This is a genomic window from Amycolatopsis roodepoortensis (genome assembly GCF_024628825.1).
In the GTDB taxonomy this organism is placed as follows: domain Bacteria; phylum Actinomycetota; class Actinomycetes; order Mycobacteriales; family Pseudonocardiaceae; genus Amycolatopsis; species Amycolatopsis roodepoortensis.
Map to the genome: position 1 here is coordinate 4,485,615 of NZ_CP102415.1, position 24,356 is coordinate 4,509,970.

At 68.4% G+C, this 24,356-nt stretch carries 25 protein-coding genes; 13 read left to right on the plus strand and 12 right to left on the minus strand.

Annotated elements, in window-relative coordinates:
- The first annotated feature begins 52 nt into the window (after nt 1–52).
- From NQK81_RS21135 to NQK81_RS21145, 3 genes are all read left to right on the plus strand, one after another.
- On the plus strand, nt 53–1,261 hold the full coding sequence (locus tag NQK81_RS21135) for an amidohydrolase family protein (RefSeq protein WP_257489459.1): 1,209 nt from the start codon (nt 53–55) through the stop codon (nt 1,259–1,261).
- A gap of 168 nt (nt 1,262–1,429) precedes the next feature.
- A complete protein-coding gene (locus NQK81_RS21140; RefSeq protein WP_257489460.1) occupies nt 1,430–2,155 on the plus strand; it encodes a dienelactone hydrolase family protein in 726 nt (241 codons plus the stop codon).
- Between the two features lie 94 nt (nt 2,156–2,249).
- Complete coding sequence (locus NQK81_RS21145; RefSeq protein WP_257489461.1) at nt 2,250–3,083, plus strand: SCO6745 family protein; 834 nt, start codon at nt 2,250–2,252, stop codon at nt 3,081–3,083.
- Here NQK81_RS21145 and NQK81_RS21150 read toward each other — a convergent pair whose 3' ends face one another.
- Entirely contained in the window at nt 3,084–3,638 is a 555-nt protein-coding gene (locus tag NQK81_RS21150; protein WP_257489462.1) for a dihydrofolate reductase family protein, read from the minus strand.
- 119 nt (nt 3,639–3,757) lie between these two features.
- Complete coding sequence (locus tag NQK81_RS21155; protein ID WP_126732331.1) at nt 3,758–4,090, minus strand: MerR family transcriptional regulator; 333 nt, start codon at nt 4,088–4,090, stop codon at nt 3,758–3,760.
- Between the two features lie 720 nt (nt 4,091–4,810).
- Here NQK81_RS21155 and NQK81_RS21160 point away from each other — a divergent pair.
- The 3 genes from NQK81_RS21160 (at nt 4,811) to NQK81_RS21170 (ending at nt 6,438) form a co-directional block, all read left to right on the plus strand.
- Nucleotides 4,811–5,071, plus strand: coding sequence for a hypothetical protein (locus NQK81_RS21160; RefSeq protein ID WP_257489463.1), 261 nt, complete (start codon nt 4,811–4,813; stop codon nt 5,069–5,071).
- Between the two features lie 103 nt (nt 5,072–5,174).
- Nucleotides 5,175–5,666, plus strand: a complete 492-nt coding sequence (locus tag NQK81_RS21165; protein ID WP_257489464.1) for a carboxymuconolactone decarboxylase family protein — start codon at nt 5,175–5,177, stop codon at nt 5,664–5,666.
- A 22-nt stretch (nt 5,667–5,688) separates the two neighbouring features.
- Nucleotides 5,689–6,438: an SDR family oxidoreductase gene (locus NQK81_RS21170; RefSeq protein ID WP_257489465.1), complete on the plus strand. Its 750-nt coding sequence runs from the start codon at nt 5,689–5,691 to the stop codon at nt 6,436–6,438.
- Nucleotides 6,439–6,603: 165 nt separating this feature from the next.
- Here NQK81_RS21170 and NQK81_RS21175 read toward each other — a convergent pair whose 3' ends face one another.
- Nucleotides 6,604–7,191: a response regulator transcription factor gene (locus tag NQK81_RS21175; RefSeq protein ID WP_257489466.1), complete on the minus strand. Its 588-nt coding sequence runs from the start codon at nt 7,189–7,191 to the stop codon at nt 6,604–6,606.
- A gap of 428 nt (nt 7,192–7,619) precedes the next feature.
- Here NQK81_RS21175 and NQK81_RS21180 point away from each other — a divergent pair, with 428 nt between their 5' ends.
- Together NQK81_RS21180 and NQK81_RS21185 are read left to right on the plus strand one after the other, a co-directional pair.
- The gene (locus NQK81_RS21180) at nt 7,620–8,612 is read left to right on the plus strand and encodes a hypothetical protein (protein WP_257489467.1); all 993 of its coding nucleotides are present in this window, start codon (nt 7,620–7,622) and stop codon (nt 8,610–8,612) included.
- 393 nt (nt 8,613–9,005) lie between these two features.
- Complete coding sequence (locus tag NQK81_RS21185; RefSeq protein ID WP_257489468.1) at nt 9,006–11,624, plus strand: COG1361 family protein; 2,619 nt, start codon at nt 9,006–9,008, stop codon at nt 11,622–11,624.
- On the opposite strand, the gene NQK81_RS21190 is transcribed toward NQK81_RS21185, so the two are convergent.
- A complete protein-coding gene (locus NQK81_RS21190) occupies nt 11,602–12,210 on the minus strand; it encodes a hypothetical protein (protein WP_257489469.1) in 609 nt (202 codons plus the stop codon). The genes NQK81_RS21185 and NQK81_RS21190 overlap by 23 nt on opposite strands.
- Nucleotides 12,211–12,232: 22 nt before the next feature.
- On the opposite strand from NQK81_RS21190, the gene NQK81_RS21195 reads away from it, so the two are divergent.
- Complete coding sequence (locus NQK81_RS21195) at nt 12,233–13,387, plus strand: hypothetical protein (RefSeq protein WP_257489470.1); 1,155 nt, start codon at nt 12,233–12,235, stop codon at nt 13,385–13,387.
- A 69-nt stretch (nt 13,388–13,456) separates the two neighbouring features.
- A complete protein-coding gene (locus NQK81_RS21200; RefSeq protein ID WP_257489471.1) occupies nt 13,457–14,371 on the plus strand; it encodes a class F sortase in 915 nt (304 codons plus the stop codon).
- Nucleotides 14,372–14,684: 313 nt separating this feature from the next.
- Here NQK81_RS21200 and NQK81_RS21205 read toward each other — a convergent pair whose 3' ends face one another.
- Both NQK81_RS21205 and NQK81_RS21210 read right to left on the minus strand, forming a co-directional pair.
- Nucleotides 14,685–15,776, minus strand: coding sequence for an XRE family transcriptional regulator (locus tag NQK81_RS21205; RefSeq protein WP_257489472.1), 1,092 nt, complete (start codon nt 15,774–15,776; stop codon nt 14,685–14,687).
- Between the two features lie 15 nt (nt 15,777–15,791).
- Entirely contained in the window at nt 15,792–16,283 is a 492-nt protein-coding gene (locus NQK81_RS21210; RefSeq protein WP_257489473.1) for a hypothetical protein, read from the minus strand.
- Between the two features lie 507 nt (nt 16,284–16,790).
- Between NQK81_RS21210 and NQK81_RS21215 the strand changes: the two genes are divergently transcribed.
- Nucleotides 16,791–17,162 carry a hypothetical protein gene (locus NQK81_RS21215; protein WP_257489474.1) on the plus strand — a complete coding sequence of 124 codons (372 nt, stop codon included), beginning with the start codon at nt 16,791–16,793 and terminating at the stop codon, nt 17,160–17,162.
- A 180-nt stretch (nt 17,163–17,342) separates the two neighbouring features.
- Entirely contained in the window at nt 17,343–17,939 is a 597-nt protein-coding gene (locus NQK81_RS21220; protein ID WP_257489475.1) for a cadmium resistance transporter, read from the plus strand.
- A gap of 51 nt (nt 17,940–17,990) precedes the next feature.
- On the opposite strand, the gene NQK81_RS21225 is transcribed toward NQK81_RS21220, so the two are convergent.
- Nucleotides 17,991–18,386 (minus strand): heavy metal-responsive transcriptional regulator, encoded by a 396-nt coding sequence (locus NQK81_RS21225; RefSeq protein ID WP_257489476.1) that lies wholly within the window; start codon nt 18,384–18,386, stop codon nt 17,991–17,993.
- A gap of 95 nt (nt 18,387–18,481) precedes the next feature.
- On the opposite strand from NQK81_RS21225, the gene NQK81_RS21230 reads away from it, so the two are divergent.
- Nucleotides 18,482–19,450 (plus strand): alkylmercury lyase family protein, encoded by a 969-nt coding sequence (locus NQK81_RS21230; protein ID WP_257489477.1) that lies wholly within the window; start codon nt 18,482–18,484, stop codon nt 19,448–19,450.
- Between the two features lie 154 nt (nt 19,451–19,604).
- On the opposite strand, the gene NQK81_RS21235 is transcribed toward NQK81_RS21230, so the two are convergent.
- The 5 genes from NQK81_RS21235 to NQK81_RS21255 form a co-directional block, all read right to left on the minus strand.
- Complete coding sequence (locus NQK81_RS21235) at nt 19,605–19,730, minus strand: bacteriocin (protein WP_257489478.1); 126 nt, start codon at nt 19,728–19,730, stop codon at nt 19,605–19,607.
- 373 nt (nt 19,731–20,103) lie between these two features.
- Nucleotides 20,104–22,377: a peptidase domain-containing ABC transporter gene (locus NQK81_RS21240; protein WP_257489479.1), complete on the minus strand. Its 2,274-nt coding sequence runs from the start codon at nt 22,375–22,377 to the stop codon at nt 20,104–20,106.
- Nucleotides 22,374–22,556, minus strand: a complete 183-nt coding sequence (locus NQK81_RS21245; RefSeq protein ID WP_257489480.1) for a hypothetical protein — start codon at nt 22,554–22,556, stop codon at nt 22,374–22,376. The genes NQK81_RS21240 and NQK81_RS21245 overlap by 4 nt, the downstream gene beginning before the upstream one ends.
- A 32-nt stretch (nt 22,557–22,588) precedes the next feature.
- Entirely contained in the window at nt 22,589–23,020 is a 432-nt protein-coding gene (locus tag NQK81_RS21250; RefSeq protein WP_257489481.1) for an ArsR/SmtB family transcription factor, read from the minus strand.
- Between the two features lie 163 nt (nt 23,021–23,183).
- Nucleotides 23,184–23,933, minus strand: a complete 750-nt coding sequence (locus NQK81_RS21255; RefSeq protein WP_257489482.1) for a DUF169 domain-containing protein — start codon at nt 23,931–23,933, stop codon at nt 23,184–23,186.
- Nucleotides 23,934–24,356 lie beyond the last annotated feature (423 nt).

Below are 24,356 nucleotides of genomic sequence, written 5' to 3' on the forward strand. Positions count from 1 at the left end.
CCGCTCACCGGATTTGGTATACCAAAGAGAGTCCGGCGAGAAAGGTGTCCCCGTGTTGATCCGTGACGTCCGCCCCTGGGGTGGACAGCGCAGCGACGTCGAGGTGGCCGACGGCCGGATCACCGCGGTGCGGCCGCACGATCCCGCCGCCGCGCCGTCGCCGGACACGGTCGAAGGGCGCGGGCGGCTGCTGTTCCCGTCGTTCAGCGACGTGCACGTCCACCTGGACTCGACGCGGATCGGGCTGCCGTTCCGGCCGCACACCGGCGCGCCCGGTGTCTGGGCGATGATGCTGAACGACCGCGAGAACTGGCGGAAAGCCGAGGTCCCGCTGCCCGAACGCGTCGCCGGGACGCTGGAGCGCATGATCGCGAACGGCACCACCCGCGTGCGCACGTACGCGCAGGTGGACGTCGACTGCCGGCTCGAAAAGCTCGAAGCCGTCCTCGCCGCGAAGGAACGCTTCGCCAAGCACGCGGACGTCGAGATCATGGCGTTCCCGCAGGCCGGGATCCTGCGCGAGCCCGGCACCGTGGACGTGCTGGAGGCTTCGCTGCGCTCGGGCGCCACGGTCGTCGGCGGGATCGACCCGTGCTCGCTGGACAAGGACCCCAAGGGACATCTCGACGTCGTGTTCGGGCTCGCCGAGAAGTACGGCGTCGAGGTGGACATCCACCTGCACGAGCCCGGCCACCTCGGCGTGTTCTCGACCGACCTGGTGATCGAGCGGGTCCGGGCGCTGGACATGCGCGGCAAGGTGACCATGTCGCACGCGTACGAACTGGGCTCGATCTCGGAATCGGTGAGCCGCCGCCTGATCGACACGTTCGCCGAGCTGGACATCGCGATGGCGACCGTCGCGCCGTCCACCGACGGACAGCTGTCGCTCGCGGACCTCACGACCGCGGGCGTGCGCGTCGGCCTCGGCGAGGACGGCCAGCGGGACTACTGGAGCCCGTACGGCAATTGCGACCTGCTCGACCGCACCTGGCAGCTGGCCTTCACCAACGGCTTCCGCCGCGACGACCTGATCGAGATGGCCTTGGCCGTCGCGACGATGGGCGGCGCGTCGATCATGAGCCACGACGTCCCGCGGCTGGCGGGTATCGACGACCGGTCGGGAGTGGCCGTCGGCGACCGCGCCGACCTGGTGCTGGTGGACGGCGAGACCCCGACGAGCGCGGTGATGGACCGCGGCAAGGACCGCACGGTGCTGCACGACGGCGTCGTCGTGGCGGACGGGCTTTCGGTCATCGGGTAAAGCGCTGGCGCGGGATCGCGGCCGCTGCTACCTTGCCGGAGGCCGTGCGAACGAACGAGGAGGTGGTACCCGTGGACATTCCGACCAGGGTGCTCCCCTCAGGGGTCACGGCCGGGCGATAGGTCGTCCGGGAGCGCCGTTTCACGAGCACTCCCGAAAGGCACGACCATGCAGTTCACTTCCGAACGACGCCTCGAAGGTGCCCTCGAGCGCGAGTTCACCCTCGGCGACATCCCCGGAATCCTGTGGACGCCCGAATCGGCGGCACCGGCCCGGCTGATCCTGATGGGGCACCCCGGCGGACTCGGCAGGATGTATCCCCGGCTCGCGGCCAGGGCCCTGGCCTGCACGGCGACGGGCTACGCCGCGGCCACCATCGAACTCCCGGGAGCCGGCGACCGGCCCCGTTTCCCCGCCGTCGACGAAGCCCGCGCCGACCTGCTGAGCGCACTGAAGGCCGGGGAGCCCGTCAGCGACGACATCGTCGACCGGCTCGTCCTCCCGCTGGTCGACGCGGCGGTCCCGGAATGGCGGGCCACTCTGGACGCCCTTCTCACGCTGCCCGGGATCGGCGGTCCGGTCGGGTTCTCGGGCGGGGTGATCGCCATCGCGACCCGGCTGGCGAGGGTCGAACCCCGGATCGCGGCCGCCGTCCTGTTCGCCGGGAGCTACGTGCCGCGAAGCATCCTCGAAGAGGCGCGGCAGGTCACCATCCCGCTGCTCGTCCTGCTGCAGTGGGACGACGAGGGGAACGACCGGCAGCACGCCCTCGACCTGTTCGACGCCTTCGGTTCGCGGGAGAAGACGCTGCACGCCAACATGGGCGGGCACACCGGCGTCCCGCACTTCGAGGGAGACTCGGCGGGCCGGTTCATCGCCCGGCACCTGAAATAGGTCGCGGAGCCGATGTCGATTTCCGGGTGCGGCGTTCGTGGCCTGGTCGAGAGGGTCGCCACGAGGGCGCCCCGCCACGACCACAGGAGACGAGATGTCGCACCCGGAACCCGTCGCCCGCCGCATGTACGACCTGGTCGAGCCCATCGGCCTGATCCCCTACTTCGCCGACGAGTCGGACGAGGCGCTGATCGCGCTCGGCCTGCGCAACCAGTGGGACGCCTACTTCGCCGGACGGGCCGCGCCGTTCGGCCGGTCGGTGCCCGCCGAGGTGATCCACGCGATCTTCTACAACTTCGCCCCGGGCGAGGTGGCACGGCATCTCCCGAAGGTCTGGGAGCTGACCACGCCCGAAGCGGCGCTGGCCGCCCGCGAACGGGGCTGCGTCGCGGGGATTCGGCGGATCCTCGGTGACCTCGCCGACGACCCCGGCGTCACCCGCGCCGGCGAACTCCTGCTGAAAGCGGCGACCAGCGCACCCGTCGAGGGACGGGCCCTTTTCGCCGCCGTCCGGACGCTCCCGGTCCCGGAGGAACCCGTGGCCCGGCTGTGGCACGCGGCCACCCTGTTGCGTGAGCACCGCGGGGACGGCCACACCGTCGCGTTGGTGGCCGAGGGTGTCGGCGGGACGGAATGCCACGTGCTCCACGCCCTGTCCGTCGGCATCCCCGCGAACGAGTTCGGCCGGGTCTGGCATCTCCCCGCCGCGCAGCTGGCCGCGGTCGTGGACGGGATGCGCGACCGCGGCCTGATCGGGTCCGACGACCGGCTCACCGACTCGGGCCGGGCCACGAAGGAGCGCGTCGAGGCGATGACCGACCGGCTCGCGGAGGCGCCTTACAACGCCCTGAGCCCCGGCGAACTCGATCGCCTCGTGGCCGACCTCGAACCGATCTCGGCCGCCATCCGGGCCACCATCCCGTGGTAGTCACCGGACGCGATAACGCAGGTGGGTGGCGGCGCCCGCGACAGGTTCACCCAGGGGGACGAGCTCGCCAAGACGCCCGCCGAACACTGAGGTCCCCCGGCCCAGCACCACGGGGGCGAGGTGGAGGTGGACCTCGTCGAGCAGGCCCGCGGCCAGCAGTTGCCCGGCGACGTCGGCCCCGAGCACGAGGACGTCCTTGTCCCCTGCCGCGTCCTTGGCACGCCGGACCGAGGCCTCCAGCCCGTCGAAGGCGAACGTGCCTCCGTTGTCGCCAAGGAGGTCTTCCCCGGTCCGGTGGGTGATCACGAAGCTGGGGACACCGGGCCACGGCGTCCCGCCCCACGGCCGAAGACCGAGGTCGAAGGTGCGCCTGCCGATGACGGCGGCCCCGACCCTCGCGTTCACCTCCTCGAAAACGCGGGCGTCGGGGCCCTCCCCGGCCATCCACTCGTGCAGCCGTTCCCCGCCGTCGCCCATGGGCTCTTCAGCCCGGACATTCGGCCCGGCGGTGAAACCGTCCAGCGACATCGACACGTCCAGCACCACTTTGCTCATCGCGAGACCTCCTTCGCTCCGGTGTTCCGGAAGGGGGTCGGAGCGGGCTCGGCCGTCTCGACATCCACGCACGAACGCCCTTGCCCGATCCGGACAAGGGCGTTCACAGGGCGGGGATTTCAGTCGTCGGCGCGGAGTTCGGCGTTGAGGCGCTGGGCTTCGTGGAGCTGGTCTTCGAGGGTGACGATGCGGCAGGCGGCCTCGACGGCGGTGCCCTGATCGACCAGTTCCCGCACCCGGGCGGCCAGGCGGAGCTGGTGCCGGGAGTAGCGGCGATGGCCGCCGGCGGAACGCTGCGGGGTGATCAGCCCGGCCTCGTCGAGGCTGCGCAGGAAGCCTTGGGTGGCGCCGAGCATGTCGGCGGCCCGGCCCATCGTGTAGGCGGGGTAGTGCTCGTCATCGAATTTGTCGGCCCCGTCGGGCGAGGCCGGTCCGTTCTGGGCAGGGATCATTCCACCTCCACATCACAAAGGACCCCGGGTGCCAGCACGGCACCCGGGGTCCTCAGGGTTGGGTTTCACCATTGTCAACCGACGTGACCGCCGGCCTCTTGCACCCGCGTCCGCTGGGAAGCCGGACCTCGCGGGGATCGCTCATTCGTGACCGCGAACCACCTCCGAACTCGATGGAACTACGGCACCCGCGCGGCGCTACCTTGCCGCTGCGGGCGATCCAATGATGTTGCCGTTCCCTTCTTTCCTGTGTTTTCCACTTACTGGGTACTGCTACTTCACCTGCTACGGACGACACCGGCGGGAACCCTTCCACTGATCGGTCCCAGCACGCTGACGCCGCTGGTCACTGCCCGGAGCCCCGTCACTGATCGGCTCCGGCCACCTGACCGGTCCTGCAACTGCATTGACTGACTACAACTACGTGTTCTTCACGGGCGCACGTGCTCCGCCCGCTTCGTGCACTTCCGCCAGGGCCGGCACTACCTGGTCGAACCTTCTTCACAACCCGGCCCTGAGATCTTGCTCCCGGCCAAGCGCCCGCCTGGCCGGCTCATCTCACATCTCGCGGGTAGTTACGTCATCTCCCGCGCCTGCTTGACGTTGTCTTTCTCGGTACAAGGAGAACATTACACACACCCGCCGTTGAATGTCTACCCCGGCCACCATAGATTTTCTGCAGCGCGCCGGTTGGACGACAGCAGAAGGAGCACCAGGGCCATGAGTGACGACCTCGCGGGAGATTCGCTCGACGAGCGGTACGGCCTGGCAGAGGTGCGTGACCTGGACGAGTACGCCGAAGCTCTCACCCGCCTGGCCGAGCAGGGGCTGCGAGACCAGCGCGCGACGTTGCTCTCGGAAGCCGAGGCCTACGCGGTGGCGGAGCTGCTCGGCCGGTTCGCGCTCAGCGAGCCCTGGAGCCCGTTGAACCAGCTGGCCGCTTCCCTGGCCAGCCGGATCTACAACCGCCTGGGCGCCTGAACGCGGAAACCCAGTGGCCTGTGTCACAAGGCCGTTCTGTCACGGGAATCGGGTCGCCGGGATCTCTTGGGCACGACGCCAAGAGAAAGGAAACCCCATCCCCATGTCGACGACGGCGGGCCCGCGATCGCGCATGCCCAACCCGATCCCTTTCGTCCCCGAGATGGCCGAGGTCGCGGGCGGTCTGCACAAGGTCCTCAAGAACGGCGCCATTCCCCCGACGACCATCGCGCTGCTGCAGTTGCGCGCCGGGCAACTGCTCGGAAGCACGTACTTCACGATCCGCGAAACCGGCGCTCTCCGGCAGGCCGGGGAGCCTGAAGAACGCATCACCGCGGTGGCGACCTGGCAGGACGCCACCTGCTTCACCGACCCCGAACGGATCGCGCTGGAACTCGTGGAGGCGGTCTTCACTCCGAATCCGTCCGGCGAACGAGTCCCCGATTCGTTGTACGCCAAGGCATCCGCTTGCTACGACGCCAAGGCGCTCTGGACGCTCGTCATGGCGATCGCGCATATCGGCTTCTTCGCCCCCGCCGCGCTCATCGCCAAGCCGATTCCCGGCATGCCGCCCGGCCAGAACTACACCGACTGACTTTCCCAGAAAGGTTCGAAACATGAGCAAGTTCGCAGTGGCCGGAGCGACCGGCAGGCTGGGACGGCACGTCGTCGATGTCCTCACCGAACGAGGCCACCACGTCGTGCCGATGTCCCGGGCCACCGGCGTGGACATCGTCACCGGCGAAGGACTCGCCGAAGCACTCGCCGGAGCCGAAGGCATCATCGACGTCGCCTCGTGGCACGGCTCCGAACAGGAGGCGGCGACGGAATTCTTCCGTGTATCGGCCCGCAATCTGCACGAAGCCGGCCGTCAGGCGGGCGTCGCCCGGATCACCGCGGCGTCGATCATCGGCGCCGACAAGGCCACCGCCGGTTTCCTCGCCGCCAAGAAGGTGCACGAGGAACTCCTCCTGGCGGGCCCTCTCCCCGTTCGCCTCCTGCGGGCCGCGCAGTTCCACGAGTTCGTCGGCCAGCTCCTGGACTGGCAGCAGGGTGACGTCGTCCACCTGCCCGCCCTGCCCACTCAGCTCGTGGCCTGCCGCACCGTCGCGGAGGAACTGGTCGACCTCGCCGTCGCCCAGCAGGACCCGGGACCGCCGATCCCCGAAATCGCGGGGCCCCGCAAGGAAATCATGGCGGACGCGGCCCGTCTCCTCGCTGCCCGCCGAGGCATCGAGGTCGTCGGCGTCGACGGCGCCGGCATGCCAGACGCCGAAATCGCGGCGGCCGGCGCTTTCCTGCCGGGTCCGCACGCCAAGCTCGCGGGCCCCACGTTCGCCGAGTGGCTCGACGCCCAGAAAGGCTGAAAATGACCGAAGCAATGCCGCTTCACATGTGAAGGAACGGGCTCGTCCCGGTCGCGGCGGCGGCCGGACGGGCCTCGTGTTCGCCGGATCGACGTCGTCGGCCCAGGCCAGGGTCGGCAACTCCGCGCCGGGTAGCCCCGCGAGCTTGATCCACCGCACACGGCGTCAGGAGAGGAAACCGGCACGAAAGCCCGCAGCGACCGCTTCGGCTCGGTCGTGGACACCCAATTTGCGGAAGATCCGCTTGCAATGAGTTTTGACGCTGTCCTCGGAGAGGGCGAGATCGGCGCCGATATCGAGGTTCCGCTTGCCTTGGGCCATACCCCAGAGGATCTGAAGCTCGCGTTCGGACAGATGTGGACGTTCGACGGCGGGCGGTGCGATGTCATGGGGCGTGACAGCGATGGTCAGCTCGGGGTACAGGCCGTCGTGATTCTGGAGGAATCCGCCGACACCGGGCACCAGGGCGCTGCTCGCCGCGGCGACCGTGCCGGGCGAGCCGAACATGATCACCGCGGCATCGGGCGCGACCGACAGCAAGGTCGCCGCGGCCGCGGGACCGGACGGCTCGCCCGGCCGGACGGCGACGAACACCACGTCGGCAGGCGACCGGACGTACCTGCTGACGAGTTCGTCGCCGGTCGCCGCGCATTCGACGCGCCCGATTCCCGGCGCGCCCTGCAGCGATCGCGCGACCCCATGACGCGTATTCAGCCGGTCGGCGTAGACCAGGATCTCCACCGCGGCGGCCATTTCCGAAGGTTCTTCGCGATCGCGCTCGTTTCGGGGATTGAACACGGCCTCCATGCCCCGGGAACGTCGGTCCGTCCATTCCCTTACGCGGGATGGGCAAAACGTTATGAAGTCGATCACGGCGCCGGTTCCGCCGCTGCTACCAGCCACAACGACGCGCCGTTATCGAATCGTGACGATCGATCCAATGTGCCACGAAGTCCAGATCGCGACAAGCGGTTGATCAACGAATTTCCGATTCACCCGATCGTGCACTTTGGGTCGGGCGCCCGCATTTCGACACCGACGGAAAGTGGTTCATGCGGGAGCCGCCGACTGTATGGAGTGGCGACGGCGGGTCCCGTAAGTGGCAATTCCCTATCGCCTGACGGGTCCTTACTGTCGTCTGTTGGGGCAACCTTCGAGCAAACCGGAAATGGTGGAGTGCGATGGTGTGGCTGCGAACGACTCGGGGTGAAACGGGCGCGTCGCCCGTTTCGCACGGTCGTCGCGGGCGCGCCTTGCTCCGTTTCGGCACGCTGGGCGGACTGACGATCGCCGGCTTCGCCGGTGCCGCCGTCCTGGCGGGTTCGGCCACCGCGGAGGAGGTTTCCCCTCTCCCGGTCGCCGCTGATTCACCGGCCGAAGACTCTCCGGAATACCCGCCGCGATCCATCCCGGTTCCGCCGCCGACGAACGTGGGAGACCTGGTGCGGACGACGGTCCGCGAGGTCACCTCGGACGCCGTCGCGGCGACACACCAGGTGCTCGGCACGGCGAACACCGCGGCCGCCGTCGTCGGCACCGCCGGCGAGGCGGTCACCGCCTTGACGGAGCCGGTGCTGGAGACGACGACGCGGACCGTCCGCTCGGTGACCGACACGGGTTCGGCTCTGGTCGCGCCCGCGGTCCAGACGGTTTCCGAGGTGGCCGCACCGTTGACCGTGACGGAGTCGGCGGCGCAACGGACGGTCGGCTGGGTCACGGTGACGGTCACCTCGGTGATCTCACCGAAGACACCCGACCCCGAGGCCACGTCGTTCGTCCCGGCGATGCCGGACATCGCTCCGGTCGCGGCGCCGGAACCGGCCGCTGACGCGCCGGTGCCCACGGCCGACTTCGCGGCCGCGGCCGTCGGCGTGACCGACGCGGCGCCGCTTTCGCCGGCTCCGGCGGCCGATCACGCACTGCCTCGCTTGACCAACCCCGCCACCCCATCGCCGCTGTCGCCGCTGTCGCCGATCGTCCCGATCTCGCCGGCGGTGCTGCCCGGTAGCGCCCCCTCGTCGGGCACGTCGGCCGCACAGGGTGGTTCATCGACTTCCGCCGCGATCTTCGACGGCGGACCGATCGGCTCGCGGTTCACGATCGGCGAGCCGGTCTCGGATCACCATCTCCCGCTCCGTATGCGTGCGGATGATCCTTCGGTGTCGCCGGACTGACGTGTCGGCTGCCAACGCGATTCACGCGAAAGCGATCGCGAAGCAAATCCATTGATCGGTAGCGACAGCAGGACCGTCGAGGTGCAACTCGGCGGCCGGCTCGCGAACTCAGGGCTGAAATCGCAAGTCGGTGGTTCCCGCTGCCACTACCTCCATCAACGGCTGGTGTCCAAGGGCTGTCGGCAAAGAACAACACCCGTTTCACAGCAGACACGTCAACCGCCGCGCCGATGTTATCGGCAGGCGCTCATCAACTGGAGCGTTGAAATGAAATTCACACGTCGGACTCGGCGCCATCGCGCCGATGTCCCCAGCGGAAGGGCCCCCATCGGCCTTTCCCTCGCGAATCCATGTTCCCGCCGGTCGAGTCGCACGCTGCGCAACGCGGCCGCGATGTCGATCACCGCGACCTTCGCGCTGATCGGCTTGACCGCCAACGCCGCTGCCGCCTCCTTGCCGGGCCTGGATGGCCTTGGCCTTTCCGGAACGGACACCACCTCACTGTTCGCGAGCTCTCAGCCCAGCTCGCCGGTGAGTGCTTCCGGGACGAGCGGCACCACCAGCGGCCAGCCCTCTACGACGTCGGCCACCGGGGACCTCCCGACCGCGCAGATCCCGACCGTGGGCAAGTTCCTCAGCGGCGACGTGCTCAGCGGTGGCATTTTCACCGGTGGCCTGTTCGGAGGCGAGACCAAGCAGACGTCCGTCGACCCGAACCAGTCCGGCGCCGGCCACTCGACCGGGGACACCTCCCACGAGGGCGGCGGCGACGCGTGCGACTTCTTCCTGCAGCACATGTGGAAGAACGAGGACGGGATTCCGTTGCTCGGCAGCAACTCGCACGCCCTGACCTACCACACGGACCCGGCGTACAAGAACCTGATCCTGTCGATGGCCAGTGGCGCGATCGGGAACTCGCACATGCCGGTCGTCGACGCCTACGGCGGACCGCTGGGCTGGATCCCGATCTTCAACCCCTCGCACGTGCGGGGCCACGGGACCGACTATCTGACGATGGCGACCGGGTGCGGCGGCATGGGCCTGCCCATCGACACCAAGACCATGGCCGTCGACATGTCCCGGCTGCCGACGCCGGACAAGGTGGCCGCCTTCGTCCAGAAGGGGATGCCGAGCATTCCCGACCCGGCGAAGGTCCTGGCACCGGACTACCTCTACAACACCCTCCAGGTCGCCGAGATCATGAACCGGCTCGGTCCGGACACGGTGTTCACCCCGGACGAGTACCTGTCCTTCGCGGGCAACAACTTCGACGCGATGCGCCTGCTGTGGCAGACCGCGTTCGACAAGATGAGCAGCGGCGACCCGGCCGCGATGCTGGACGTCCTGAAGATCACCGACAACATCAAGACGCTCCAGTCGCTCGGCCTTCCTGGCCTGCCCGGCTCGAGCGGCGAGACCCTCACCGGCGGCCTCCCGACCGGCGGCCTGCCGATCGTCGGAGGCGCGCTCGGCGGTTCGCCTGCCGGCTCGACGCCGATGCAACCGGGCGTCCCGGCCATCGGCGGCAAGCCGATCTCGGGCGAGGGTCCGGCCATCCCGGCCGGCTCGCCGGTCTCGGGTTCGGTCACCTTCACCAACAAGGGCACCGAGCCGCTCACCAACCTGAGCGGTTCGTTCCCCGGCGGCACCGTCACCCCGTCCGCGACCTCGGTCGCGCCGGGCGGCACCGTCACCTACACGTTCACGGCCCCGGCGAAGCCGGGCTCGCAGAGCGCGAAGCTGACGATCACCGGTACCAAGCCGAACGGCTCGACCATCAGCTCGGAGACGACGATCCGCTACGTCGGCACGCCTGCTCCCGGCACGCCTGCCCCTGGCACGCCGGGCGCACCCCTTCCGGGTCTGCCGAGCCTGCCGCTTCCGGGTCTTCCCGGCGCCGGCCAGCCGGGTGAGTCTCCGCTTCCGGGTCTGCCGGGTATCGGCGGGATCCTCTCGCCGGTGACCGGTCTGCTCGGCAACGTGGTGCCGGGGACGAACCCGCAGCCGGTTCCGCGACCGACCCCGGTTCCTGTCCCGCAACCGACCCCGGCCCCGCAGCCGGCTCCGCACCCGGTCCCGGTTCCGCACCCGACGCCGCAGCCGACGCCGGTCCCGGTTCCGCAGCCACAGCCGCAGCCGCAGCCGTCGGCGAGCATCTCCGTCGGCACTCCGCTGGTGAACGGGAAGGCCGCGGGCACCGCTCCCGGCCCGAACGTTCCGTCGGGTAGCACGGTCACCATCACAGTTCCGGTGACCAACAACGGCACCGTCCCGGTGTCCGGGCTGGGTGGCGACACCTCGCTCGGCAAATTGAACTGTGGCTCGGGCCAGCTGGCACCGGGCAGCACCACCCGCTGCACCGTCACCACGACGGCGCGGCCGGGCTCGAACACCGCGCAGTTCAACTTCACCGTGTCGGGTCCGAACGGCACCCAGCAGAGCAAGGCCTGCCGGGTCTTCTACACCGGTACGCCCGCGGGCGCCGGCAAGCTGACCATCACCGGCAACCCCACGGTCAACGGCGCCGTGATCGGCTCGAACTCGACCGCGACCGTGCCTGCCGGCAGCAAGTCCACCATCAAGGTGCAGATGACCAACACCGGCAGCGCGCCGATCACCGATCTGCGGGGCACCTCGCAGAACGGCCGGGTCACCTGTGGCAGCACGACGCTCGCCCCGGGTGCCAGCACCCAGTGCACGATCGGGTTCACCGCCGGTACCGGCGCCAAGACGGTGAAGGCCACCTTCACCGGTAAGGACGCCGCCGGCAACACCTCGACCGTCGGGTTCTCGCAGCGCTACACCACCACCGGTGTGTGCACGTGCGTCCCGGCCAACTCGGCCACCACGGCCGCCTCGACCACGTCGACCAAGTCGGCTGTGTCGGCCAAGTCGGCCACGTCGACCACCTCGACCGGATCGGCTGCGTCGACCACGTCGACCGGCTCGACCACGTCGCCGCTGTCCGCCGCGTCGCCGCTGTCCGCGCTCACCGGCGCGAGCACGCACTGACGGATATCGGCTGACGACGGCCGGACACCGCCGAGATCACTGATCGGCCCCAGCAGAGCTTGGAAAGGTTTCTCATGCGTACCTGGGTAAAACGGTCCATCCAGACCGGGTTACTCGCAGGTGGCTTGATGCTCCTCGGTGTGGGTGTGGCCCACGCCGAGGAGGCCACCGAGCCACCGCGAACAAGTAACCAGACGACCGCGGGCACCAGTCCGCTGAACACCGTGACGTCGCTGGTGTCGGGACTCGTGCAGCCGCAGACGGCGGCATCGACCAGCACGACCTCGGCATCCGCGACGACGACCGGCGCCCATTCGACCAGCTCGACCACGTCGGCGGGCAGCGGATCGGCGACTCGATCGGACACCTCCGTGACACGAGTCCTCGAGCCGGTCAGCTCCGCACGATCGGGCTTGTCCAGCCCGGTGACCGCCGCTACTTCGGCGATCACCGGAGGGCTCGCGCCAAGCGGAGCCACCAGCGTCGCCAAGACAATGCCGGCGACCTCCGCCAGCGGTACCGGCACAGGTGACAGCACCGCCAGTGCGACGACCACCGGCCCGGAGACGTCGGCACCGGCCGACACCGGGTGTTCGTGTCACCTGACCATGGGCACGCCCACGGTCAACGGCACCAACGCCGGAGCACCGGACAACGCCGTACCGGTCGCCGCCGGCCAACCGGCGACAGTGACCGTGCCGGTGACCAACACCGGCACCAGCACCGTCGGCAACGTCACCAGCACCACCCCCAGCGGTGCGATGACCTGTTACGACAGCACGCTGACCGCCAGTGAAAGCACCGTGTGCACCGGGCCGTTCACACCGGCCGCGGACACCACCGCTGTCCCGGTCACCGTCACCGGCACCACGGCGAACGGAGAGCAGGCCGGCACCACCGGCACCGCCTACGTCGCCCCGGCACCCGATCCGGCGGGTAACGGCAGTGACACCGGATGTTCGTGTCACCTGACCATGGGCACGCCCACGGTCAACGGCACCAACGCCGGAGCACCGGACAACGCCGTACCGGTCGCCGCCGGCCAACCGGCGACGGTGACCGTGCCGGTGACCAACACCGGCACCAGCACCGTCGGCAACGTCTCCGGCGCCACTTCCATTGGTGCGATGACCTGTGCTGACAGCACGCTGGCCGCCAAGGAAAGCACCCTGTGCACCGGAACGGTCACACCGGCCGCGGACACCACCGTGGCACCCGTCACGGTCACCGGCACCACGGCGAACGGAGAGCAGGCCAGCGCCACTGGCACCGCCTACCTCGCCCCCGCCGGCCCGGCACCGGTACCGGCACCTGTTCCGGCTCCGGCACCGGCACCTGGCACCGGTGACCCGCACGGTGGCTCCGGGAACCTGCCCGGAACCCACCCGGGTTCGCCGTCCGGTGGCAGCACCGGCGGAACCGCCGGTCACCAGACCGGTGGCACCGCGCACGGCACCACCGGTACCGCGACCGGCCACCCGGTAGGTGGCGGTCACGGCGGTCTCACTTCGTCGGCGGTCGGCAGCGCCCACGAAGCCGGAGCGCACAGCGGTTCGGTGGCAGCGGCCACGCACGGGTCCTCGGGCGAGCACGTCGACGCCGGATACCCGGTGCCGGCCGGCGCGGTCGAGGCCGGCGGTGGCGGCACCGCCGGAGATCACCAGGGCGTCATCGGCGGAATCGTCGGTGGCGGACTGGCGGTTCTGGTGATCGCCCTGCTCATGGTGACGGCGGTATCCGCGCGCCGTCGTCACCTCCGCTAGGGGGAACGGTGTGGTGTGGCCAAGCCCCGGCCACACCACACCATCCCTCCTGTTCGACTGGAGTGGGTCATGACCGTGTCCGAAATCCAGACCCGGCTCACCCTGCTCGTGCTGCTCGGCTTGTCGTGGATGCTGACCGCCGTCACGGTCCTGCCGGAAAATACCGGTTTCGCCGTGGTGAGCGCGTCCCTCGTCATCATCGTCGCGGTCAGCTGGGAGCCGCTCTATCAGGCCGGCCGGCAGCTGCGCCGGGACAAGGAGTGGCCGCGCCCCACGCCACGTCCCGCGTTCGGCGCGATCACCGCGACCCTGGCCGCCGCGGCGGCCTTGGGACTGGTGATCGGCCTGACCACGGACATGACGCCGTCGCCGGCCGCGATAGCCGCCGCGCCCGGCACGACGCACGCCGCTCCGGCCTCACCGTCGGCCTCACCGCCGTCGCCGCCGGCCGTCGACCCCGCGGTCCGGGTGGCCCCGATCGCGGTGCACATCCCCAAGATCGACGCCGACTCGTCACTGATCAAGCTCGGCCTCGACGCGAACCGGCGGATGCAGATCCCGTCGGTGGCCACCCCGATGCAGGCCGGTTGGTACGAGCCGGGACCGGCGCCCGGACAGACCGGGCCCGCGGTGATCGTCGGCCACGTCGACGGCGCGGCCCAGCCCGGCATCTTCTTCCGGCTGCATGAACTCGCGGCGGGCGACCGCGTCACCGTCGAACGCGCGGACGGCTCCGTCGTCACCTTCGTGGTGCACCGAACCATCCGCGTCGCCAAAGATCGCTTCCCCACCAAGGAGGTCTACGGGCGCACCGGCGGCCCGGAACTGCGGCTGATCACCTGCGGCGGCTCCTTCGACCGGACCGTGCGCTCCTACCGCGACAACGTGATCGTTTTCGCCCAGCTGGAAGAAGGCAGCAGCCGCGTCGCCGGCGATGGACACGACACGCACGGTCCGCTCAGGGCTTCAGTGCCGTCGAGTTAGCCGATGAGGCGACCTGGCCGTCGAATCGGCGATTTCCGCCAGCCAGCGGAAATCTGTGAGTGGGCCGCCTGGGGCTCGAACCCAGAACCTACGGATTAAAAGTCCACAACTCAGCTGTGTCGGCCGGTGTCGCACAGTGCCGAATTCTGCCAGTTCGTGCAGGTCAGCGTGACTTCAGGCCATGTCCGAGTGTCGCGACATGTCAAGCCGTGACGGGCTCTACGTCGGCAACGGAGCCCAATCGGAGACGTCGTGGCCTAGCGACGCAGCGAGAAGCGTCCTGCGGAGCACACCGTCGCATGGGCGAGAGTACTTAGCGCACGATCTTCAACTTCGACGATCGCAAAGTTGTTTCCTCCGCAGCTTCGTGCTGTGGCTGCCCAAACTTAGCTCCGAAGCGCTGAGGTGTCATGCGTGCGGACTCAGCTAGGTCGTCGAGGGTGTACTCGTGAGTCGTTCGGTGGACGTCGATGATCCGTGTCAGGAGTGTGGGTTGTTCTGGCGGCAGTTGGTGGTCCACGGTTTGATGCATCAAACCGCGACTGTTGAGAAGTTGGTAGAAGGATCGTTGTTGGCGTTCGGAGATACAGCCGAGGTCGGCTGCGCGGTGCACGAAAAAGGGCACGCTGACCTTCCAGTGCATCCGTAGGTCGATGAGCTTGCCTAGATCGCGTGTGGTGATGCCGGCGAGGTGCGGGTAGATCTCGTCGGCTGGCGCGAGAAGTTCGGCGGCGAACTCATTGGCCTCTTCTTCGGCGTCGGCTCCGCTGTATCGCTCATGAAGTATCAAGTGGCCAAGTTCATGGGCACGGGTCAGCCGGTCACGATCTACGGGCATGCCTTTGTTGTAGGCGGTGACGTGCCAGCCTTCCTCGCAGCGACGGGTGACCGCGTCGATCTTGCTCGGCGCACTGCACGGGATCAGGAAGATCCCAGCTGCTTCAAGGTAGGCGGTCAGATCAGGAATCGGCCCTGTGGGGATCCGCCATAGCCGTCGAACCAGACGCGCTGCTTCGGCAGGACTGTCGATATCGTCAATGTCGAGCGACGGCATCAGCAGGGACGGCTCATAGTCAATGCCGCTCAGCAGGCCTCGGACCGTGAGATAGCTGAGGTGAAGTTTGGCCTCCATACGACGCCGCTCAGTCACTGGCAGCGTTTTGCGCCGACGGAAGTGCAGGTCTTGAGCTTCGCCACCGCGCACTGGGGCCTGCTCCTCTAGCAGCGTGACGGGGCAGTCCAACGCGTTCGCAATGAGCCGAACCACATCGTCGCTCGGGTCTCGTACACCAGCTTCGATCATCGAGATGAAACCCTGGCGGACCCCTACCGCTTCTGCAAGGTGCGTCTGCGTCATGCGCCTTAGTTCCCGCACGAGCGAGATCATCTGCGGGTTGGCCGACACACTCTCACCTCTTCACTAGTCGGACGACGCAAGCGTGGGCCGTGTGCCTGCCTGCGGGATTGCCGAGGCGATCTTCGCTGGCGGCACGACAGTGGTGGTGAGTGGGGTCGGAGTCTTAGTGACAGACCACGGCACAGGAACGGCGATGTCCCACTTGTGCTCGCCGTTCATCTCGCAGAGCACCTGGATGCTCTCGACGACGGTCTCCGTGGAGTCGAGCACGTATCCACACCGAGCCCACGTTCCACTGGGCATTCCCGGCAGGGTGAACAACGCGGCATCCGCCTGGCCCCAGATGCGCAGCTGGCGCTCATTGCGGGGCGCCGGGACGATCCCGGGCTCGACCTTGCCCAGCCTCAGCTTCAAGTCCCCACTTGCGAACACGAGGACCGGCCGTCCGTACTCAAAGACGACCTCGCAGCCGCCGACACGCTCGAAGCGGCGCATGATCTGGTCTTTGATGAAGTCGCTCACCGCGATCGCCCGCGCCCCACGCCCGAGCTGCATTCGCACTCCAGGAGCGGCCGTGCCAAGCTGATTCCAGGTCGCCCAAGCCTCTGCGATCACAATCGCAAGGAGCTTGAGGTACGGGCGAAGGACGCGGCGGGCTACGCCTCGAGCGAGGATCCCATCCTGTGTACGTCGCGCATGCGCCACACTCACCACCACCTGTCACTGTCTCCTGGCAAATATCACTAGGAAAATAACAGAGTTGTCGACTCCGTTGGCCGTCGACACTCCAATGCGCCACGGGGCTGCACGGGATTACTGGTCCCACCGGGAAGTACTGCTTCCGCCACTCCGACCGGAGAGCACGGCTCGTGGACTCACTTGCACCCCGTCCTCGTCGACTACGGCCGCGCACTGGCATCTGGCCTCGACAACCACGCGGTGCCAGCACGAACATCCACCGCCACATGGTGATCGTCCGCTGGAGGGATCCTGGGGTGGCGGCATATGCCATGCTGCTCTGAGGCAGAGCCGTCCGACTTCGGAGGACGAGTGACACGACGGGTGCGGACGGTCATCGTGCTGATGGCCACTGCCTTTCTTGTCTACCTGGTGATGCCGGACTCTCCTCTCGCGATCGCCGACACGCAGGTGACGGCCCACCAGTTCGTACCGTCACCCTTGGCAGCTGTACCGGTATCGGCCAGTCACGACGGCACCGGCCAGGCCGGGCTCACCTCCGATGAAGTGACCGTGCTCGGGCGGGCCACTGTCCTGCCGCAACCTTCGGACCCCGGCCGCGACCACGCCGCGGCCGGGTGTGTCATCTCAAGCTCGTCCGATGCAGTACCCACGCGCCGGTCCGGGTCGCTGCTGATCGCGAGTCTTGGCGGTCAGCGGTCCACGCTGAGTTTCGTTCAAGTTCGCCGCTGCTGATCAGGCGCACCGCACGCACGGGCCGACCGGAGATCCACCGGACCCGGTGTGCTCTGACGCCACCAGCCGACCACGAACCCCAAGGGTGATCATGCAATCATCGTCGGCAGTGTTCTGCCACACCAGCGGAAACACCGAGCCGATCACCGTGTCACCCGCCGTCCGGAAGGCGGGTCGGCCGTGAACGTGAGCACCATCGGTCAGGCGGCCGCGCTGTTCGCCGTCACCAACATCGACGACATCGTCGTCCTGGCACTCTTCTTCGCCCAAGGCGCCGGACACCGCGGGGCGACACGCGCCATCACCATCGGCCAGTACCTCGGCTTCGCCCTCATCCTCGCCGTCGCCCTGCCCGCCGCGTTCGGCGCCACCTTCCTTCCCGACGACGTCATTCCCTACCTAGGGCTGCTGCCGCTCGCGCTCGGGATCAAAGCCGTGGTACAGGCGTGGCGGCACCGCAACGACTCCGATGACGACAAGGCCACTCAGGACGGTGGCCCGAAGGTCCTCGCCGTGGCCGCCGTGACCTTCGCCAACGGCGGGGACAACATCGGGGTTTACGTACCTGTCTTCGCCACCGCGGGCATCGGCGGCATGACCGTCTATGTGGTCGTGTTCATGCTCCTGCTCGCGGTCTGGATCGCGGCGGGCCGGTACTTCGCCACCCGCCCGGCCATCGCGAAGGCGTTGTCGAAGTGGGGGCATGTCCTGCTGCCTGTCGTCCTGATCGGCATCGGCTTGCTCATCCTCGTCGAAGGCGGCGCGTTCGGGCTCTAACCGTTCGGGTCTCCGAAGCGGTCCCCGACTCGCTGGCGCGGTGGATTCGAGTCAGCGGGTGAAGATGCCGCAGACGGCGGTGCTGGTGCAGGAAGCGGCGGTGAAGGTGCCGGTTCGTGCCTTGAGCTGGTCCAGGTCGTGCTCGTCCGCGCGCAGGTCGGCAATGCGGCGGCGGACGTTGCCGAGGTGGCGGTCGATGAGTTCGCCGACGCGTTCGCACGGGGCTTGACCTGTGTCCCGGATGGCGAGGATGTCCCTGATCTCGGCCAGGGAGAGCCCTGCGGTCTGGGCGGTGCGGATGAACTCGAGCCGGTTCGCGGCGCCGGGGTCGTAGTCGCGGTAACCGCTGGATGTGCGCGGTGGTTCGGGCAGCAGGCCGGCTTGCTCGTAGTACCGGATCGTCTTGGTGCTGACCGCGGCGGTCCGGGCGAGTTCGCCGATGCGCATGGTGCCGACCTTACGCCTTGACCTTCCAGTCGAGGGGAGGGTTTACGGTCGTCATCGAGTTCATCGCACGTGCCACGCAGCAGAGGACGGGTGTCATGGAGTTGGTCGTACTGTCCGTTCCGGACTGTCCACATGTCGCGCTCGTCGACGACTTGCTGCGGGTTGTGCTCGCCGATCGCCCGGGCGTCCGGGTGGTTCACCGCGAGGTCCTCGACCAAGACCAGGCCGAGCGGGAAGGCATGCGCGGTTCGCCGACCCTGCTGGTGAACGGGACCGACCCGTTCGCCGAGCCGGGGTCGCAGCCGAGTGTGTCGTGCCGGCTGTTCCGTGACGAGCACGGCCAGGCGCGGCCCGCGCCGTCGGAAGCTGTCTTGGTCGCCGCGCTCGCCCAAGCGAGTGGGACAGAGCCACCGCGGGTGAGTCTGCCACCGCGGCTGCGTGAGATCTTGGGTGTCGACGGACAGCGGCGCCCTGCTCCGCAAGAGCGGGGACAGAGGGCGATCCAGCAGGCGGTCCTGCGTTCCTTCTCTGCGACGGGGTGTCCTCCGACGATGGACGAGTTGGCTCGGGTGGCCGCGGAGTCCTCGACCACGGCCCCGCAGGTGCTGGCCGCGTTGCATCGCGGCGACTTTCTCCGGCTGGACGAGGCCGGGCGCATCACCGCCGCCTATCCGTTCTCGGCACTCCCGACCCGGCATCGGGTCACACTGGCGGGCGGGGTGAGGGTGTTCGCGATGTGCGCGGTCGACGCACTCGGGATCCCGGCGATGCTGGCCACCGACGCCGAGATCGTCTCGACCACACCGGACGGCGCCGACGTCGTCGTCGCAGTACACGGCGGGCGTCCCGAGGCCGAGCCGTCGACGGCGGTGGTGGTCTTCGCCGGCACCGGCTGTGACGCGGGGCCGGCCGCGGAAGTGTGCTGCGGCCATCTGAACTTCTTCACCAGTCACGCCGACGCCGTCGACTGGGCCGCGGCACATCCTGACGTGCCCGGCACGATTCTCAGCGTGGTCGAGGCCGGACAGCTGGGACGTGAGATCTTCGGCTCGCTGCTGGTCTGATCAGGGCTCGGTCGGCGGCACGGACGGGTGTCGCGGCAAGATGCGTATTGCGCCCGTTCACGCGGGCGTGCACAGGGTGTGGTGAGCGGACCAGGGTAAGACTGGTCCGCTCACCACACCTTCATCCGTCCACGGTCATCGCGGACACCTGCATCTATTCGGGCTTGCAGATGCAGTCACCGTCCACGCTGCTCGCGCATACCTGCGCGCCCTGGCCGCCCTGGATCTCGTCGAGTTCGGTCTCGGTGAGTTCCTTCGGCGGGGCAGTCGTGATCTCCATGTGTGTCACCTCCTGTCGCGTGCTGATGCGGTCTCAGCGCCGGGTGTGGCGTGAGCGTCGAGAACCCGCGACAGGCCGGTGGCCCCCGCTCGCACCGGACGTCCGGCGTGCAACGGTTACGCGGCCGATCGGGTTTCACGGCAGGATGACTGTTGCGCCCGCTGTGGTGGCGGGCGTGAGATGGCCAGGTGGTGGGCGGGCCAGGGTACGACTGGCCCGCCCACCACCCGGTTCTCCTCGCATAACCGGGTCAGCAGCCGCAGCCGCCGTCGGCGGTCAGGACGCAGCACGGGCCGCCGTCATGGCCGCCCTGAATCTCCTCGAGTTCGGCTTCGGTGAGTTCGGGCACGACGATGGTGTCCTCCATGGTGGTTCACCTCCTTTCGGTATCTGCTGGAGTGTGGTTCTCGCCGCCAGCAGGAGCGGTGAGCTGGGAAACCGAGGTGGCCGGCACCGGGGTGACGCCGGCGCCACCGCCGTTGGGTGCCTGGTCGATCTGGGCGGCGACGAGCCGGGCGTAGTACTCGCCGTGGGCGAGCAGGTCGATGTGGGTGCCGTGTTCGGCGATGCGGCCCTGGTGCAGGACGAGGATCTGGTGTGCGTCGCGGACGGTGCTCAGCCGGTGCGCGATGACGATCTGCACGCAGCGCAGTCCGGCGAGGTTGTGGTGGATGCGGGCTTCGGTGGCCGCGTCGAGGTGGCTGGTGGCCTCGTCCAGCAGCAGGATCCGCGGTTCGCGCACGAGGGCACGGGCGAGGGCGAGTCGTTGCCGTTGCCCGCCCGAGAGTCCGCTGCCGCGTTGGGCGAGCTGGGTGCCGTAGCCCATCGGCATCGCGGTGATCTCGTCGTGCAGGCACGCCAGCCGGGCCGCGCGTTCGATCTCCTCGGAGGGAACGCTGGAGTCGCGCAGGGTGATGTTGTCGGCGATGGTGCCGGCGAACACGAAAGGTTCCTGGGGCACGACACCGATCTGAGCGCGCAGCGCGCGGGGGTCTAGACCCCCGGCGCCGATGGTGTCGAAGCGGATCTCCCCGCTGGTGGGACTGTAGAGACCGAGTAGCACCATGCCGAGCGTGGTCTTGCCCGACCCGGTGGCCCCGACCACTGCGACCTTCTCGCCGGGCGAGACACAGACGCTGATGTCGTGTAGGACAGGAGGGCTGTAGAGGTCGTAGCGGAAGCCGACCTTCGCCAGGTCGATCCGGCCCTGCAGCCGGTGGCCCGCGGCTGCGGGGTCGCTGCGTTCGGGCGGACTGTCCAGGACGTCGGCGAGCCGTTGCAGCTGAGCACCGGCCAGTTGCAGCCGTTGCCCGTTGGCCACGACCGTCGCCACCGGGGACACGATGGCCGAGGCGAGCCAGGCGACCGCCAGCATGGTCCCGGGCGTCATCGTTCCGGCGAGCACACGGGTCGCACACAACCACAGCACCAGCAGCGGCGTCAGCACCCGCAGCGCCGTGGTGACGGCGTCGACGACAGCCGCGAGGTAGGTCCGGCCCAAGGTGGCGCTCATCCACCCCGACAGCAGGTGTCCCAAGCGGCCGAGCGCGCGGTCTTCGGCCGCGGCGGCCTTGTAGGTCGCGATCCCTTCCAAGGACTCGACGAGATAGCCCTGCGTCTCGGCCTGCGTAGCCAGATCCGCGGCCATCCGTTCCCGGACCGAGCGGGTCGTGGCGATCAGCAGCACCACCACGGCCACCAGGACACCCAGCACCGCCAGTGCCACCGGCAGATCGAGGGCCGCCAGCACGCCGAGGTAGGCCAAGACCAGCACAGCGTCCAGCAAGGATCCGAGGGTTTGGCCGGTCATCAGGTCGCGCAGCATCGCGATGCTGCCGAAGCGGGTGACGAGGTCGCCGGTGCTGCGCTGCTCGAAAAACCGCAGCGGCAACCGGAACAGGTGCGCGCTGAACCCGAGCAGCGCGGCGGTGTCGAGACGGCCCTGCAAATGAACCAGCAGCGACGACCTCAGCAACGTGGTGACCAACTGTGCCAGGGCCACCACCGCGATGCCGATGCCCATCAGCGGCAGCAACTCGGTGGACCGCAAGGCAGGCAGGTCGTCGACGACCGTGCGGGTGGCCAGCGGCATCGCCACCACCAGCGCCTGGGCGAAGATGCTGACCGCGAGCACCTGCAACAGCAGCGCCACCGTGCCGGGCAGCTGCCACAGCGATCGCGCGTAGATACGCCAGAAGTGCTCCCCGGACGCCGCTCGCGGCGCGAACTCTTCACCGGGCCCGGCGCTGAGCACAGCCCGTCCCAGCCCAGCACTGAACTCCTCAGGCGTCAGGCGTCGACGTCCGCGGCGGGGATCCACGATATCGGCCCGTCGTGGTGACAACCGTTCCACGACAACGAAATGGTTGCCCTCCCAATGCGCGATCGCGGGCAGCTCGACGCTCCCGAACGCCTCGGGTGTGGCGGCGTAGCCGGTCATCCGCAGTCCGCAGGCGCGCCCGGCGCGCAGCAGCCCGCCCGCGCTGACCCCGTCTCGCCCCGGAGCGCTCAGCTCGCGCAGTTCCCGCACCGGGGTGGGACGTCGGTGGTAGCCCAGGATCATCGACAGGCACGCGAGACCGCATTCGGCGTTGCTGGACTGCAACACCAGCGGGACCCGGCCGGTCAGCCGCGTCTTGCGTGTCACAGCAGCCGCCCGATCACGATCGCCAGGATTCCGAGGCCGGCCGCGGCGACCACCAGCGACACCCACAACACCCGCAAGGCCGGTGCCCGCACCGAAGGCGGGAGGATGTCGCGTTCACGACCCGCGAGCACTCGGGCGGCTTCGTCGGTGAACACCGTACGTTTTTCGTTCGCCCCCAACGGTTCTCCACCCCTCCGGTCCTGCAGGTCGGTCAGGCTCGCGCGGCGGCCGTGTCGCGTTCGTTGCGTTGCGGTGCGACATCCAGATCGATCACCGCGGACAAGTGTTTCGTCGCTGCGCGGTCGACCGAGTAGTACGCCCAGATCCCGCGTTGCTCCCGGCGCAGCAGCCCGGCCGAGACGAGTTGCTTGAGGTGGTGACTCACGGTGGATTGCGCGAGGTCCATCGCGATGGTGATGTCGTAGACGCACACCGGGGTGCCTTGGCGTGCCAGCAGGTTCATCAGCTGCACCCGGTGCGGATGCCCGAGGGCTTTGAACAGCACGGAAATCTGCGTGGCCTCATCCGCGGGCAGCCGCGGCGTCGTCAAGGGAACGCTGCACAGCGGCACTCCCGAGGACGGGATCGGGGCGCATTCGGCCTCGGACGGGGTGACCACCGCGGTCCGCTCCCCTTGCGCCACATCAGCCCCCTAAATCGAGCTACCTCGATGTACTAGATCCAGGTTCTTCGATGTGTCCGACCGTACGAGGCGCGTGGTTCAGCACACAACCCCCGCCACCGGAATGGTCCAACCACCGGAGGCAGGGGCTGTCGCGACGCACGTCAACAAAGAAGTGTCGGGCTCACACGAAGCCGGCCTTCGCGGTCTCGTAGAACTTCTTCATCTCGGCGTTGGCGGTCACCGTGGTCTCCAGCGCCGTGACGAACTCCTCAACCTTGCCGCCGGGCAGCACGGCGAGGATGCGGTCGTCGGCGATGTCGGTGAAGGTGCGCATGCCGATACACCCCAGAGCCATTCGCGGCGTCTGGCTCTTCAACGCCAGCGGCAGCGCCGCGCAGCCGGGCCGGCCCGAGACGTCCATCGGAGACTCGGTCCACTTGGCGTTCCCCGCTGCCTCGTTGTAGATCATCGCCTGCACCGGTGTCAGCCACAGCAGGATCAGGTCGGGCTCGACGGGAAACTCCGCCAGCGGCCCGTACACGATCCCCGCGCTCTTCTTCCCCACCGACGGGATGTTCGCCGCCTCCTCGGGATCCAGATAGCGGGCATCGCACATCGACTGCACCAGGCCCCCGAGCTGCTCACCTGTTGCTTCGGGCAACTCGAAACCCATCACCATCGCTCCGACCGGGCAGTTGAAATGCTGTTCGGCGGAGGCGTAGAACACCCCCTTCTCCGCGACACGCCAGAAGTTACAACTCGAGGGCACAGCCTCGGTCGACACGGCGACGCCGTCGGGTGGTGTGTCGGCGAACGTCATCGCCACCGGCGGCAGATCCACCGAGAGCAGTTCCGTGATTCGTGCAGCTGCGTGAGCGTGCTCCATTTTACGCCTTTCGCTGGTCATCTGATGGTGGCGGAACTCGATCACCAGGCCGGCGGCTTTCCTTCTGCGTGATATGACGACAGCCCAGTAATGCGGCGTTCCCAGATTTCCTTCGCGCCGACCGGGAAACAACACGCAGACTCGCCCTCGCCAAGACAGGAGAAAGGGAGCGTTCGACGTACGTCGTTGCGGTACGAGCCACGACTTGGTCCCCACTCCTCGAACTGCGCACTACAAACCCGGACCTCGGGCCGCGATGTTCAGGAGAGACTCACGAACCCCAGGTAGCCGATAAATCCTGCCCCCTCTAGAGCCGACACCGCGTCGCCCACTCGGGTGCAACAAAGATCCAGCTGGCAACCCGTATGGTCGCGTCACATTTATCAGGCTTCTCCAGCCACCTACGAATACCGGACAGTATGGTTTCATATGCTACGAATGGACCTGTGGAAACTTGATTAGCTCCGC